Origin of the sequence: Pseudomonas fluorescens, assembly GCF_900215245.1 — a bacterium.
Lineage (GTDB): Bacteria > Pseudomonadota > Gammaproteobacteria > Pseudomonadales > Pseudomonadaceae > Aquipseudomonas > Aquipseudomonas fluorescens.
This window is the reverse complement of the sequence record NZ_LT907842.1, coordinates 675,196-689,616: the sequence shown is the minus strand read 5'-3', so window position 1 is coordinate 689,616 and position 14,421 is coordinate 675,196. Positions and strand designations below refer to the sequence as shown.

The 14,421-nt window shown below is 61.6% G+C and carries 8 protein-coding genes; 7 read left to right on the top strand and 1 reads right to left on the bottom strand.

Annotation, left to right across the window (positions count from 1 at the left end; all coding sequences use genetic code 11):
• The first annotated feature begins 1 nt into the window (after position 1).
• The 3 genes from CPH89_RS03205 to CPH89_RS03195 all read left to right on the top strand — a co-directional run bounded on the left by CPH89_RS03205 (position 2) and on the right by CPH89_RS03195 (position 3,132).
• On the top strand, positions 2-1,114 hold the full coding sequence (locus CPH89_RS03205) for a succinylglutamate desuccinylase/aspartoacylase family protein (RefSeq protein ID WP_053257621.1): 1,113 nt from the start codon (positions 2-4) through the stop codon (positions 1,112-1,114).
• A gap of 27 nt (positions 1,115-1,141) precedes the next feature.
• The gene (locus CPH89_RS03200) at positions 1,142-1,906 is read left to right on the top strand and encodes an ABC transporter ATP-binding protein (protein WP_003214336.1); all 765 of its coding nucleotides are present in this window, start codon (positions 1,142-1,144) and stop codon (positions 1,904-1,906) included.
• 245 nt (positions 1,907-2,151) lie between these two features.
• Complete coding sequence (locus tag CPH89_RS03195) at positions 2,152-3,132, top strand: GlxA family transcriptional regulator (RefSeq protein WP_053257620.1); 981 nt, start codon at positions 2,152-2,154, stop codon at positions 3,130-3,132.
• 9 nt (positions 3,133-3,141) lie between these two features.
• On the opposite strand, the gene CPH89_RS03190 is transcribed toward CPH89_RS03195, so the two are convergent.
• Positions 3,142-9,048: a leucine-rich repeat domain-containing protein gene (locus tag CPH89_RS03190; protein ID WP_053257619.1), complete on the bottom strand. Its 5,907-nt coding sequence runs from the start codon at positions 9,046-9,048 to the stop codon at positions 3,142-3,144.
• Between the two features lie 298 nt (positions 9,049-9,346).
• Between CPH89_RS03190 and CPH89_RS03185 the strand changes: the two genes are divergently transcribed.
• From CPH89_RS03185 to astD, 4 genes are all read left to right on the top strand, one after another.
• On the top strand, positions 9,347-10,567 hold the full coding sequence (locus CPH89_RS03185) for an aspartate aminotransferase family protein (protein WP_053257618.1): 1,221 nt from the start codon (positions 9,347-9,349) through the stop codon (positions 10,565-10,567).
• Positions 10,568-10,813: 246 nt separating this feature from the next.
• On the top strand, positions 10,814-11,833 hold the full coding sequence (gene aruF / locus CPH89_RS03180) for an arginine/ornithine succinyltransferase subunit alpha (protein ID WP_053257617.1): 1,020 nt from the start codon (positions 10,814-10,816) through the stop codon (positions 11,831-11,833).
• Between the two features lie 51 nt (positions 11,834-11,884).
• Positions 11,885-12,910, top strand: coding sequence for an arginine N-succinyltransferase (astA, locus tag CPH89_RS03175; protein WP_053257616.1), 1,026 nt, complete (start codon positions 11,885-11,887; stop codon positions 12,908-12,910).
• Positions 12,907-14,376, top strand: coding sequence for a succinylglutamate-semialdehyde dehydrogenase (gene astD / locus CPH89_RS03170; RefSeq protein WP_162232031.1), 1,470 nt, complete (start codon positions 12,907-12,909; stop codon positions 14,374-14,376). Before astA ends, astD begins: the two co-directional genes overlap by 4 nt.
• Positions 14,377-14,421: the final 45 nt, after the last annotated feature.

The following is a 14,421-nucleotide window of genomic DNA, read 5'->3' as shown; positions in this document are numbered from 1 at the left end:
TATGGAACGCATCGATCACCTGTTGCCCTGGGGCCACCTGGGCTGCGAGCGCCAACTGAGCGTGTTTCGTTTTGGCAGTGGCGAGCGCAAGGCCTATATCCAGGCCAGCCTGCATGCCGATGAATTGCCGGGGATGCGTGCGGCGTGGGAGCTGAAAAAGCGCCTCACCGAACTGGAACAGCAAGGCGCGCTCAACGGCGTGATCGAGCTGGTGCCGGTGGCCAACCCGATGGGCCTGGGCCAGTTGCTGCAAGGCAGCCACCAGGGGCGTTTCGAGATCGGCAGCGGGAAGAATTTCAATCGCGATTTTGTCGAGCTGAGCGCGCCGGTTATCGCGTTGCTCAAGGGGGCGTTGGGCGATGATGCGCATGCCAACGTGCGCTTGATCCGCCAGGCGATGACCGATGCGCTCGGCGCATTGCCTGCGCCGAGCAGCCAGCTGCAAGGCATGCAACGGGTGCTGTTGAGCCACGCGTGCACGGCGGATGTGGTCCTCGACCTGCATTGCGATGCCGACGCCGCGCTGCACATGTACGCGCTGCCCCAGCATTGGCCACAGTGGCGTTCGCTGTCGGCGCACTTGAATGTAAAAGTCGGCTTGCTGGCGGAAGATTCCGGCGGCAGTTCGTTTGATGAAGCCTGCTCGTTGCCGTGGTTGCGTCTGTCGCGGGCGTTCCCCGAGGCGCAGATTCCGCTGGCGTGTTTGGCGACCACCCTGGAATTGGGCGGCCAGGCCGACACCGGGCGCGATGAAGCCATCTTCCACGCGGAAGGCATTCTCGCCTTCCTCGCAGAACAAGGCCTGATCAAAGGCGAATGGCCCGCGCCGCAGCACGAACCCTGCGAGGGGCTGCCCTTCGAAGGCACCGAGTTGTTGTTTGCGCCCCACGCTGGCGTGATCAGTTACCTGCGTAAAGCCGGTGACTGGGTCGATACCGGCGAGCCGCTTTTTGAAGTGATTGATCCCCTGACCGACCGCGTCAGCATTGTCTGCGCGGGCACCTCAGGGGTGTTGTTTGCCGTTGAACGGCTACGTTATGCCCAAGCGGGTTTCTGGCTGGCCAAGGTGGCGGGGCGCGAAGCGCTGCGTCACGGGCGCTTGCTCAACGACTGACCACCTGTTTTTGTGAGAACCGACCGCATGTACAAACTTGAAGTCCAAGACCTGCATAAACGCTATGGCAGTCATGAAGTGCTCAAAGGTGTGTCCCTGGCCGCCGCGGCCGGCGATGTGATCAGCATCATCGGTTCCAGTGGTTCGGGCAAAAGTACCTTTTTGCGCTGCATCAACCTGCTGGAGCAACCCCACGCCGGCAAGATTCTGCTCAATAACGAAGAGCTGAAACTGGTGGCCAACAAGGACGGCGCCATGAAGGCCGCCGACCCCAAGCAACTGCAACGCATGCGTTCGCGCCTGTCGATGGTGTTCCAGCATTTCAACCTGTGGTCGCACATGACCGCGCTTGAAAACGTGATGGAAGCCCCGGTGCACGTGCTGGGTATGTCGAAAAAAGACGCGCGTGAAAAAGCCGAGCACTATTTGGCCAAAGTCGGCGTGGGCCATCGCAAGGATGCGTTCCCGGGCCACATGTCCGGCGGTGAGCAGCAGCGCGTGGCGATTGCCCGTGCCTTGGCGATGGAGCCTGAGGTGATGCTGTTCGACGAGCCCACTTCGGCCCTCGACCCGGAGCTGGTCGGCGAAGTGCTCAAGGTGATGCAGGACCTGGCCCAGGAAGGCCGCACCATGGTGGTGGTCACCCACGAAATGGGCTTTGCCCGTGAAGTGTCGAACCAACTGGTGTTCCTGCACAAAGGCATCGTCGAAGAGCGTGGCAACCCGCGCGAAGTGCTGGTGAACCCGCAGTCCGAGCGTTTGCAGCAGTTCCTGTCGGGCAGCTTGAAGTAATCAGGACTGCTTTTATGCACCGAGTTAGTGCATGCTTGCCAGTCTTGAGATCGGCTCAATCCCCAGTGGGAGCGGGCTTGCTCGCGAAAGCGGTGGATCAGTCAGCAGATGTCTAGCTGGCCCACCGCATTCGCAAGCAAGCCCGCTCCCACATTGGATCTCCATATGTTTTGAGATTTGTGTTGGTTTCCGGGCTAGCATTGGCCCTTGTCTTCATTACCGTTCTTCGCTTCGGATAGCATTCCATGACCGCCCACAGAATTGGTTTCCTGATTTGGCCCAGCACAAAAGCCCTGACGCTTGCGCTGGCTGAGGAGGCTTTGCGCGTTGCTCAGCGGGTGCATCCGGACGTGGTGTACGAACTGTCTTTTTTACAGGCTGAACCGCGCAGCGACGGCGCGTGGCAACTACCCGGCGAGCCGTGGGCCGGCAAGCTTGAAGGCTTTCAGAAACTGTTTCTGCTGGCGGATGAGCCACCCACCGCGATTGCTTCGCAACTGAGCACCGCACTTAAGCAGCTGGTGCGCGCCGGGTGTGTGATCGGTGGTCTGTCGGCCGGTGTGTACCCCTTGGCGCAGCTCGGCCTGCTGGATGGTTATCGCGCCGCCGTGCACTGGCGTTGGCAGGACGATTTTGCCGAGCGTTTCCCCAAGGTCATCGCCACCAGCCACTTGTTCGACTGGGACCGTGATCGCCTGACCGCCTGCGGTGGCATGTCAGTGCTCGACCTGCTGCTGGCGGTGCTGGCCCGTGACCACGGCGCCGAACTGGCCGGTGCGGTCTCCGAAGAGTTGGTGGTGGAGCGCATCCGCGAAGGCGGCGAGCGCCAGCGTATCCCGCTGCAAAACCGCCTGGGCTCCAGCCATCCGAAGCTGACCCAGGCGGTGTTGTTGATGGAGGCCAACATTGAAGAGCCGCTGACCACCGACGAAATCGCCCAGCATGTGTGCGTGTCGCGACGACAATTGGAGCGGATCTTCAAGCAGTACCTCAATCGTGTTCCCAGCCAGTATTACCTGGAATTGCGCCTGAACAAGGCGCGCCAGATGCTCATGCAAACCAGCAAGTCGATCATCCAGATCGGCCTGTCGTGCGGCTTCTCCTCGGGGCCGCACTTTTCCAGCGCCTACCGCAACTTCTTTGGTGCCACCCCTCGCGAAGACCGCAACCAGCGACGCAGCAGCAGCCCGTTCGAGTTATCGTCGGTGCCATCCGAGCGCGGCTGAGAACACTGTTTACTCCTCCATCGGTACGGGGGTTGTTGGTGGCGGTACCAGCGGCTGTCCGCCGGCGTCGAGGGAGGCCGCTTCAACGCCCAGGTCATTCCCCGTCTGAAGATAATATTGTCTGAGCACATTTAAACTGGCGTCCGAGAGCGGGTTGCCGCCAAGGTCGGAGTCATAGTCCCAAGTGGGGCTCACTTCCAGAATGTGCGAAGGGATCTCTTCTATCAGGTTCTCGCTCAGGTCCACGGTTCGCAAGTTTGGCAGGGAGAAAACGCCGGCTGGGGGCTGGTTGATTCCAGTGTTTTCCAGGTGCAACGTGTTCAGGTTGTGCAGGTTGCTGACCGTCGGCGTGATGCCCAGTGGGTTTTCACTCAAGTCCAGGTACTCCAAGGTGCGCATCCCGGAAAGCGCATTGGCGCTGTGGGGCGTCAGGCGGATTGCGCACTCTGTGAGGCTCAGCGTGATCAAGTGGGGTTGATTCAGAATAGCGGCGGGAATGTCGCCCATCGTGTATCTGTGCAGCGAAAGAACTTTCAGTTTGGGGAATGCTTGGAGCAAGCCTTCGACGTTTGAGGTGGTCCCTTCGCCGCTCATTTCCAACAGCGAGATATGTTCAAACCGCGCATTTATGTCGGGCAGTGCTCCAATTATGGGCGTGTCGATCACCAGTTTGTGGGTGACCTCCTGCCCGCCATTCAGCTCATCCGCGTCGCTCTCGCGACGCCAGCCTTCTTCCAGTTGCGTTTTGATGGCCAGGCGATGGATCTGTTCTTCGGCGCGTGTGTGATCGTCGAGTGCGATGTCCAGGACTGGATGCCGTTGCGGCACATCCAGCGCCCACGTCGTCAGGTCGGCAATGAGCCTGGCGTATTCGGTTTCCAGGCGGGTCACTTCGGCAGTCACGCCCTCCATGTTCCCCGGTAGTGTAAAGATGAAGCGATCCACTTCGGCTGGCGTAAAGGTTGGATAAAGCCGCTTTACGCGACTGTGTTCCGCGGCCGGCGCATCAGCGTTGAAATGTTCGCCGGTGGCCTGGCAGTAGGTTTTTATCCGTTGCAGAGCGGTCAGTGACAGTGGATTACCCGACAGATCAAATGCGCTGGTGGCGTCGGCGGGCAGTTGAAACAGTTCAGCCGGGGTTTGCGTGATCGCGTTATGGCTTAAGTTGATGACTTGGCGGCGCGTGGGGCTGATGAGCGCCGCGGGTATTTCCTTCAGGCCAGTGTTGTTCAGCCTGATCCAGGACAGCAGGGGCATACGGCGGACGTCGGGAATAAGCTTGAGCGGGTTGTTGCTCAGGTCCAGGTATTCCAGAGTCGTCAGCTGTTCCAGTGCGCCAATCGAGGCGGGCGACAGCTCAAGCGCGCAGTCTTGCAGGGTCAATGAGGAGAGCTTCGGTAGCAGGAAAATCGTCGAGGGTAGGTCTCCCAGTTCGGCGTCAGTGACCGACAGTCGTTCGAGGTTCGGGAAGCTTTGCAAAAACGCGTCCAACTGCAGCGGGGCCGCATCGCCGCGCAGTTTCAGCGAGGTCACGTCGGTAAAGCGCGTGGCGAGTGTTGGCAGTTTTTCACCGATAGGCGCTGCCAGGTCGAGTTCGTAGGTGGGGATTACGCTTTGACTGCGCTCATCCAGGGGGCTCTCTCTGCGCCAGCATGCTTGCAGCGTGTCCTGAACCGCCCGGCGGTTGGCCTGGGCCTGGGCGGTGAGACCGGGCGCCTGGGCCCAGGTGTCGAGGTCGCCGCTGAGCGTGAGGTAATCAAGCTCAAGGCGTACAAGTTCGATTTTGCCCATTTCCAGGTTGCCGGCGATGCCGAATATCAGTCGGTTGATGTCGTCCTTGCTGAAGTTCGGATAGAGCTTTTTGGCAAGGGCGACGTCCAGCGGTTCTGCATCTGCTTCAAAGTAGCTGCCGGTGCGCCGGTAGTAGTTTTTGACCAGCTCCAGGGTAGGGCGTGACAGCGGGTTGCCGGATAAGTCGAACCTATGGCTGACGCTGGCAGGCAGTTCGAAGAGGGCGGCAGGCAGCGTGTGAATCCGGTTGTCTTTCAACAGCGCGACTTCCAGGTGCGGGCACTGCACAAGTCCGTTGGGCAGTTCGGTAATACCGGTGTTGCTCAGGTCCAGAAAACGCAGGTTGGACAACTGCTCGACGTTGGGCGTCAGCCCGAGTGGGTTGTTGTATAAATCCACTGAGCGCAGCGCGGTCAATGAGGCGAGTACCGCCTGCTCTGGCGCGGTCAGGGTGATGTTGCAGTCGCTGAGTACCAGTTCATTGAGGCTTGGCATCGCGCCGAGGCCTTCGGGAAGCGCTCCCAGCGCGGCGTTGCGCACCGACAAAAAGCGCACGTTTGGAAACCTCGTCAGAAACCCATCAATGTGCAGGGCGCTGTGGTCGCCTTCCAGCGCCAGGTACGAGATGAAATTGAAGTACGGCGCCAGTGCCGGCGGGTTGCCGGAAATGGGGCCGTTCAGTACCAGTTTTTGCCCGTTGATCAACGGTGGCTCGTAGTACTGATCGGTTTCGGTTTCCAGGCGCCAGGCGCGTTTGATTTCTTCGGCCCACTGTTGGCGCGCACGTTTGGCCTGGCTCACGCTTTCAGCGGCGTGGGGCGTAGCGGTTTCGCGTGCCAAGGACGGCGTGGCGGTGATCCATGCCGACAGGTCGCGATCGAGCTGTTGGTATTCACTCTTGAGTGCCACCAGTGCGCGCAGTGCGCCGCCAGCGGTTTGGTCAAGGGAGTGCACGATGTGGTTGAGTTGCTCCGGTCGCAAGGCCGGGAATAAATCCTGCGCCCGTTCCAACAGGGTCAGCTCCTGGCCGGCTACGGAGGCAGGTGCGGGGCCATAACCGTCCATGCCACCGAGCAGGCGCATGGTTTTAGGGTCGTAGGTGGGTTTGCGCAGCGGGTCGCTGGCAAGCCTGGCTCGCAGCACCGCGCGGTCCAGGGCATGCAGGGCGATGCTTTGGCGCAGCAGCGGGCCTTGGGCAATATGAATGTTCAGCGCATTGCGCGCCGAGTCGGGCAGGGCTTGAAGCAGGGCCGTGTAGAGGTCCGTTTTGGCCGATAAGGCGACGCCGTTGTCCAGCGGTGTGTAGCCGCCGCTGTCGGAGTAGACCAGCGTGCGACGGGTCGGCGCGCTCAATTCGCCGATGGCGTTGCGCAACGTGCCGTCGGCGGAATCATTTCTAACCTCGATTCGCAGCCCTTCGGGCCAGTTGGGCAGGTTTTCCAGGGAGTCCAGGGCCAGACGGTCAGTGTCCAGGTTATCCACCGAGTTCAAGTACAAGCCTTCGTAGGCGCGTGCGACCCGGGTTTCCTGCCGGGCCCAAAGGGCCAGTTCCTTCAGGCGTTGGGGGATGCGCCCCAGGTCGATTTCCTGCAGCTCCTCGGCGGTCGCGATTTCCTGCAGCGCCTGGGCGGCACTCAGGGGCAGGCCGGGCACTGCGTCGATCAGCGTGGTCAGTTGCAGGTTGGTGGTGAGTTCCTGGCCTCGATAAGCCGAGTCGAACAGTGACAAGCGTTTTTCTTGCGCCACGCGCGCCAGCCGTTGTCGCAGGGTTCGCGAGCGCGCCTGTGCGGAGATCATGGGCTGGCCAAATTCCTCTTCCAGCAGGATTTTGCGCTCAGGCTCGTCCAGCACTTCAATGATGGTCTTGAGCAGATCACCATTTTTGAGCTGCGCTTCGTGGATCTGCGCAACACTGGCGTCGGGTTTGCCCGGTACTTGCCAGACTGTCGCCCCGTCGTTGTTGATGATGCGCAGGGTCTTGGTTTCCGGCCACAAACCGTAGTTGCTCAGCAACAACAGTTGCGTTTGTGCGTCGGCCAAACCGTACACCGCCGGATCCTCGCTGCTTATCTGCTGGATGAAATCGTGCAGCGCGCGGTCGATCTTGAAGCGCTTGAGGGTGTCAGCCAGCAGGGGCGGTGGGCGTTTTTGAGCCAGATACACATGGCGCAGGGCGTTGTCATGGACGCCGCTGACATGGCGTATCTGTTCCAGCTGAGCATCACTGAAGAGGTCGGCTTGCGGGCCAAGGCGTCGTAGCAAGGTGGTGCTGTCCCAGGTTAACGGGCGGTCCAGTTCGGTCACCCACGCGCCTTGGCCGTTGCCAAACAGCTTGGGGCGATAGGCGTCCGCGCGTGACGGGTGCTTGAGCGCGTGGCGCCCGGCGCTCGGCTCGATGTCCACTGCGTAGTGCCGCTCGGGCAACGCCAGGAGGCTCTGGCCATTGTGATGGTACAGCCCCTGCGTATCGGGTTGTGATTGGCGCGGCAGAGGCTGGTCATGGGCATAAGGTGCCAGGTCCGGTTGCCACAGGCGGGTTTGGCCGTCCCGCGAAGTCACCGGAGTCAGGCGGTCGATGAATGCCCAGACGCCGGCCGGCAGGTGCTCGCGGGCCAGGTCGCTGGCGATCGGCAAGCCGACCGCGAACAGGCCCAGTTCCACGGCCTGCTCCAGTATCGACATCAGGTGCCCAAAGGCTTGGGCCCTGAGGCCCATGGCCCAATCGAGAATGCCCTCAAAAGTCTCGTCGAGCAGTTGATAGGCGGTGTAGCCCAACATCGCCAGGCCCAGAGGTGGTATGAAAGGCGCGGCAACCAGTGCGGCAATCTGCAGCACCGCCGTGCCGATTTTTTCGATCAGGCGCCAACGTTCCCAGCGGGCCTTTTGATCGGCTCCGGCGGTGGAAACGGCGCGGGTTTGAGCGTCGTTGAACAGTTTGCTGAGCTTGATTTCATACAGATGATCGAACAGCGGCTGAGTGATGCGGGTGGTGGAAAACTGCAGCCTGGGGTTATCAATAGGCGCATCGCGCCAGCTGGGGCGCGGGTCTGTGGCCAGTCGTTGATGCCAGATAACGTGGGATAAGCGTTGGCTGAGGTCGGCGAAAAAGTAGCCGCGCTCCCCATGGTTCACAAAGCGGCTGAAGAACTGTTGGTACTCAGGTTCGCGCAGCGCGTCGCTCAGCGCCTGCATAAAGGCCTGTGTCGAGGCATACGCCTTGAGTGGTTGCTGCGGGTCGTCTGGAATATAGGCGATCACCGGCACTGTGGTGCTGCTGCGCTCCAGGTCGGCGGCGGCAAACAGCACGATGCCGGTCAGTGCGCTCGACATGATGCTCAGGTCATAGCTGAGCAGCACTTTGCAATCCTGCGGGGTCGTCAACAGCGTCTGCAATTGCTGAAATTGCAGCTCGGACACATCACCACTCAGGCGGGCCATCTGCGCGGCGACTTTCAGCTGGGCAAACTCGCAGCGCTCCTGTTTACGTTTCAGGGTGGCCAGTGATACCGGGTTGTCCAGTGCCAGGTATTCGCGAAGATAGGTGTGGTACTGGCCTCCAATGTCCAGCTCGCGGCACAGTCGGGTGAATTGCGGCACGGTGAGGCGGGTGGCGACACTTGGCAGGGTTTCGAAATGCCCGCGGGCCGCAGGCTTGGTAATGAACGTTGAGTGGGGCTCATAGGCGCCGGCGGTTGTTTCGCTGGCCTCAAAGTTGTGCAGAGCAGCGTCGAGCAGTGAAACCGTCCAGGTGGTGGCGGCGCCAAGCGAGGTGGGCACGTAGAGTCGCAGGAAGGTGGTGCGCACATCGCGTTCCACGCCAAAGCGTTGCTTGAGCGCCGGTTGCAACACCTCGGCGGCGAAGTCCTCGGCAGACTTGAGCGGCATCATCACCCGGTCCAGTGCGTTTTGTGCGGTCCAGGCTTCGCTGACCAGTTGCCTGAGTTGAGCGTGCTGTTGGCGGTTGAGACCTGTGTACCAGGCGGGCAGGCTCGGCGCCGTGTCCTTGAGCGCGGCACGCCTGCTCGGCGAAGCCGTAACCAGCCACGCGGGAATGGCCTTGCGGACCAGGCTGAGGTGAACGTCCTGCTGAGGCGTAGGTGGGTTCGTGAGGGTGAGCTGTGTCATGGGATGAAGTCTCCTTGAGTTCAATGGCTGGTCAGCAGACCACTTGGCTCATACTCATCGGTGACAGATAAATAGCGTACGGCGGGCTTGGGCAGAAAACGGCGCTGCCGCTTGGCCTGCACACGGTTTAAACTGCGCGATTGCGACGCTATTTGTCGCATTGGCGTAAACCCTGGAAAATCACGGGTTGGCGCTATAAGAAGTTGTCGCTTGGCGGCAAGGCCGCACTGAAAACTGTCCTTACAATCCCTGCATCGCCTGCCAGTTCCAGGCAGGCGTTCCTCTTCAGGAGACTCCGATGTCCGTTGAGCAAGCCCCGGTGCAACGTGCCGATTTCGACCAGGTCATGGTTCCCAACTACGCACCTGCCGCCTTTATCCCTGTGCGTGGCGCAGGTTCGCGCGTATGGGACCAGGCCGGCCGCGAGCTGATCGACTTTGCCGGCGGCATCGCGGTTAACGTATTGGGCCACGCCCACCCGGCGCTGGTCGGTGCACTGACCGAGCAGGCCAACAAGCTGTGGCATGTCTCCAACGTCTTCACCAATGAGCCGGCCCTGCGCCTGGCGCATAAGCTGATCGACGCCACGTTTGCCGAGCGCGTGTTCTTCTGCAACTCCGGCGCCGAAGCCAACGAGGCCGCCTTCAAGCTGGCCCGTCGCGTCGCGTTCGACCGTTTCGGGACCGAGAAGTACGAGATCATCGCGGCGTTGAACAGCTTTCACGGCCGCACCCTGTTTACCGTTAACGTCGGTGGCCAGTCGAAGTACTCCGATGGTTTCGGGCCTAAAATCACCGGCATCACCCACGTCCCTTATAACGACCTGGCCGCGCTGAAAGCCGCCGTGTCGGACAAGACCTGCGCCGTGGTGCTGGAACCTGTCCAGGGCGAAGGCGGCGTATTGCCGGCCGAACTGGCGTACCTGCAAGGCGCCCGCGAACTGTGCGACGCGAACAACGCGCTGCTGGTATTTGACGAAGTACAAACCGGCATGGGCCGCAGCGGCCACCTGTTCGCTTACCAGCACTACGGCGTGGTGCCGGACATCCTCACCAGCGCCAAGAGCCTGGGCGGCGGTTTCCCGATTGCGGCGATGCTCACCCGTGAAGACCTGGCCAAGCACTTGGTGGTCGGCACTCACGGCACCACCTACGGCGGCAACCCGCTGGCGTGTGCGGTGGCGGAAGCGGTGATCGACGTGATCAACACCCCAGAAGTGCTGGCCGGTGTGAACGCCAAGCACGCCCTGTTCAAGGCGCGTCTGGAGCAGATCGGCAAGCAATACGGCATCTTCACCGAAGTGCGCGGCCTGGGCCTGCTGATAGGTTGTGTGCTCAGCGACGCCTTCAAAGGCAAGGCCAAGGACGTATTCAACGCGGCCGAAAAGCAAAACCTGATGATCCTGCAAGCCGGCCCCGACGTGGTGCGTTTCGCCCCGAGCCTGGTGGTGGACGACGCAGACATCCAGGAAGGCCTGGACCGTTTTGAACGTGCTGTGAAGACGTTGACGCAAGCTTGATACGCCGTTCGGTGCTCAAACCATTGGGCATCGAACCTAAATTTTTGTGCCGGGCCTCTTGATTGGAGCCGTGAAGATCAAAATGTGGGAGCGGACTTGCTCGCGAACGCGGTGTGTCATTCAGCCGTACAGGTGACTGAACCACCGCGTTCGCGAACAAGCCCGCTCCCACGCTTGACCTTCGCGGGTTTCAAATGCGTGCCTGGCATTTTTTCCTGTGAGTTTTTCGAGTTAAGGAGTGACACCATGCTGGTGATGCGCCCCGCGCAAATGGCTGATCTGGGCGAGGTACAGCGTCTGGCTGCGGACAGCCCGATTGGTGTCACCTCCTTGCCGGATGATGTGGAACGCCTGAGCGACAAGATCGCCGCCAGCGAAGCGTCCTTCGCGGCCGAGGTCAGTTTCAACGGCGAAGAGAGCTACTTCTTTGTGCTCGAAGACACCGAGACCGGCAAGCTCGCCGGCTGCTCGGCCATCGTCGCGTCGGCGGGTTACTCGGAGCCGTTCTACAGCTTCCGTAACGAAACCTTCGTGCACGCCTCCCGCGAGCTGAAGATCCACAACAAGATTCACGTGCTTTCCCAGTGCCACGACCTCACCGGCAACAGCCTGCTCACCAGTTTCTACGTGGTGCCGGAGCTGGTCGGGTCCGCGTGGTCGGAACTCAACTCCCGTGGCCGCCTGTTGTTCGTCGCCAGCCACCCCGAGCGCTTTGCCGACTCGGTGGTGACCGAAATTGTCGGCTACAGCGACGAGAACGGCGACTCGCCGTTCTGGGACGCCATTGGCCGCAACTTCTTCGACCTCAACTACGCCGCCGCCGAGCGCCTGTGCGGGCTGAAAAGCCGCACGTTCCTCGCCGAGCTGATGCCGCATTATCCGATCTATGTGCCGCTGCTGCCGGACGAAGCCCAGGAAGCCATGGGCCAGGTGCACCCGCGTGCGCAGATCACCTTCGACATCCTGATGCGCGAAGGCTTTGAGACCGACCATTACATCGACATCTTCGACGGCGGCCCGACGCTGCACGCGCGGGTCTCGGGCATTCGCTCGATCGCGCAGAGCCGCGTGGTGCCGGTGAAGATCGGCGAGATGCTCAAGGGTGTCGGCCGCCAGTACCTGGTGAGCAACGCGCAGTTGCAGGATTACCGCGCGGTGATGCTGGACCTGGACTACGCGCCCGGCAAACCGGTGACCCTGGACCTGCAAACCGCTGAAGCCCTGGGCGTCGGTGAAGGTGCCAGCGTGCGTCTGGTTGCGGTTTAAACACAGAGTTTCGCGGGTGGCTGGCAACAGCGGCCTGTTTGAGGAGATAGCATGATCGTTCGTCCCGTACGCAGCAGCGATTTACCGGCCCTGATTGATCTGGCGCGCAGCACCGGCACCGGCCTCACCACCTTGCCGGCCAACGAAGAGCGCCTGACCCACCGGGTTGGCTGGGCGGAAAAAACCTTTCGCGGCGAAGCCGGGCGGGGTGATGCCGACTACCTGTTCGTGCTGGAAAACGACGAAGGCCGCGTGGTGGGTATTTCTGCCATCGCCGGTGCCGTCGGCCTGCGTGAGCCTTGGTATAACTTCCGGGTGGGGCTGACCGTCAGCGCTTCCCAGGAGCTGAACATCTACCGTGAGATCCCGACGCTGTTTTTGGCCAACGACCTCACCGGCAATTCCGAGTTGTGCTCGTTGTTCCTGCATGCCGATTACCGCAACGGCCTCAACGGCCGCATGCTGGCCAAGGCGCGCATGCTGTTTATCGCTGAATTCCCGCAGCTGTTCGGCAACAAGATCATTGCCGAGATGCGTGGTGTGTCCAACGAAGCCGGGCGTTCACCGTTTTGGGAAAGTCTGGGCCGGCACTTCTTCAAGATGGAATTCAGCCAGGCCGACTACCTGACTGGCGTGGGCAACAAGGCGTTTATCGCCGAGCTGATGCCGAAGTTTCCGCTGTACAGCTGCTTCCTTTCCGAGGACGCGCGCAACGTGATCGGCAAGGTCCACCCGGATACCGAGCCCGCGCTGAGCATGCTCAAGAGCGAAGGTTTCAGCTACCAGGGCTACGTCGACATCTTTGACGCCGGCCCGGCGGTGGAATGTGAGACCAGTAAAATCCGTGCGGTGCGCGACAGCCAGTCGCTGGTGTTGGCCATCGGCACGCCGGGGGACGACGCCACGCCGTTCCTGATCCATAACCGCAAGCGCGAGGAGTGCCGCATTACCGCCGCACCGGCCCGTCTGGCGGCAGGCACGCTGGTGGTCGATCCGTTGACCGCCAAGCGCCTGCAACTGGTGGTGGGTGATCAAGTGCGTGCTGTTCCGTTGTCTGCTGCTCGGGAGTCGAAATAATGAATTCGCTGTACATCGCAGGTAGCTGGCTGGCCGGCCAGGGTGAGCTGTTTGAATCGCGCAACCCGGTGACCCAGCAGGTGCTGTGGGCCGGCAATGGCGCCACCGCCGAGCAGGTCGAGTCCGCCGTACAGGCTGCACGCCAGGCATTCCCGGGCTGGGCGCGGCGCCCGTTGGAAGAGCGCATCAGCGTGCTGGAAGCCTTCGCCGCCAGCTTGAAACGCCGCGCGGATGAGATCGCCCGTTGCATCGGTGAGGAAACCGGCAAGCCACTCTGGGAATCGGCCACTGAAGTCACCAGCATGGCCAACAAGATTGACATTTCGGTGCAAAGCTACCGTGAACGTACCGGCGAAAAGAGCGGCCCGCTGGGCGATGCCACCGCTGTGTTGCGCCACAAACCCCACGGCGTGGTGGCGGTGTTCGGCCCGTACAACTTCCCTGGCCACTTGCCGAACGGGCATATCGTCCCGGCGTTGTTGGCGGGTAACACTGTGCTGTTCAAGCCGAGCGAGCTGACCCCAAAAGTCGCTGAGCTGACCGTGCAATGCTGGATCGAAGCCGGTTTGCCGGCGGGTGTGCTTAACCTGTTGCAAGGCGCGCGCGAAACCGGCATCGCGCTGGCGGCCAACCCGGGCATCGACGGGTTGTTCTTTACCGGTTCGAGCCGCACCGGCAACCACTTGCATCAGCAGTTCTCCGGGCGCCCGGACAAGATCCTGGCCCTGGAAATGGGCGGCAACAACCCGTTGGTCGTCGACGAAGTGGCCGACGTGGATGCGGCGGTCTACACCATCATCCAGTCGGCGTTTATTTCTGCCGGCCAGCGTTGCACCTGTGCACGCCGCTTGCTGGTGCCGCAAGGCGCCTGGGGCGATGCGTTGCTGGCGCGCCTGGTGGCGGTCAGCGCGACGATTGCAGTTGGCGCGTTCGACCAGCAGCCAGCGCCGTTCATGGGCTCGGTGATTTCCCTTGGCGCGGCCAAAGCCTTGATGGACGCCCAGGCGCAGATGCTGGCCAATGGCGCGGTGGCGCTGTTGGAAATGACCCAGCCGCAGGCTCAGGCCGCGCTGCTGACCCCTGGCATCATCGACGTGACCGGTGTGGCCGAGCGCGCAGATGAAGAACTGTTCGGCCCACTGTTGCAGGTGGTCCGCTACGCTGATTTTGCCGGGGCGATTGCCGAGGCCAACAACACCCAGTACGGCCTGGCCGCGGGCTTGTTGTCCGACTCCGAAGCGCGCTACCAGCAGTTCTGGCTGGAAAGCCGTGCCGGTATCGTCAACTGGAACAAACAGTTGACCGGCGCCGCCAGCACGGCGCCGTTCGGCGGTGTGGGCGCCTCGGGCAACCATCGCGCCAGTGCCTATTACGCCGCGGATTATTGCGCGTACCCGGTGGCGTCCCTGGAAACGCCGAGCCTGGTGGTTCCAGCCACGCTGACGCCAGGTATAACGCTGAAGTGAAGCTGACACTGATCTAAATGTGGGAGCTGGCTTGCCTGCGATAGC

Coding starts and splice junctions, on each gene's coding strand:
- CPH89_RS03200 (WP_003214336.1), top strand. CDS start 1,142: ATGTACAAACTTGAAGTCCAAGACCTGCATAAACGCTATGGCAGTCAT.
- CPH89_RS03205 (WP_053257621.1), top strand. CDS start 2: ATGGAACGCATCGATCACCTGTTGCCCTGGGGCCACCTGGGCTGCGAG.
- CPH89_RS03195 (WP_053257620.1), top strand. CDS start 2,152: ATGACCGCCCACAGAATTGGTTTCCTGATTTGGCCCAGCACAAAAGCC.
- astA (WP_053257616.1), top strand. CDS start 11,885: ATGATCGTTCGTCCCGTACGCAGCAGCGATTTACCGGCCCTGATTGAT.
- aruF (WP_053257617.1), top strand. CDS start 10,814: ATGCTGGTGATGCGCCCCGCGCAAATGGCTGATCTGGGCGAGGTACAG.
- CPH89_RS03185 (WP_053257618.1), top strand. CDS start 9,347: ATGTCCGTTGAGCAAGCCCCGGTGCAACGTGCCGATTTCGACCAGGTC.
- CPH89_RS03190 (WP_053257619.1), bottom strand. CDS start 9,048: ATGACACAGCTCACCCTCACGAACCCACCTACGCCTCAGCAGGACGTT.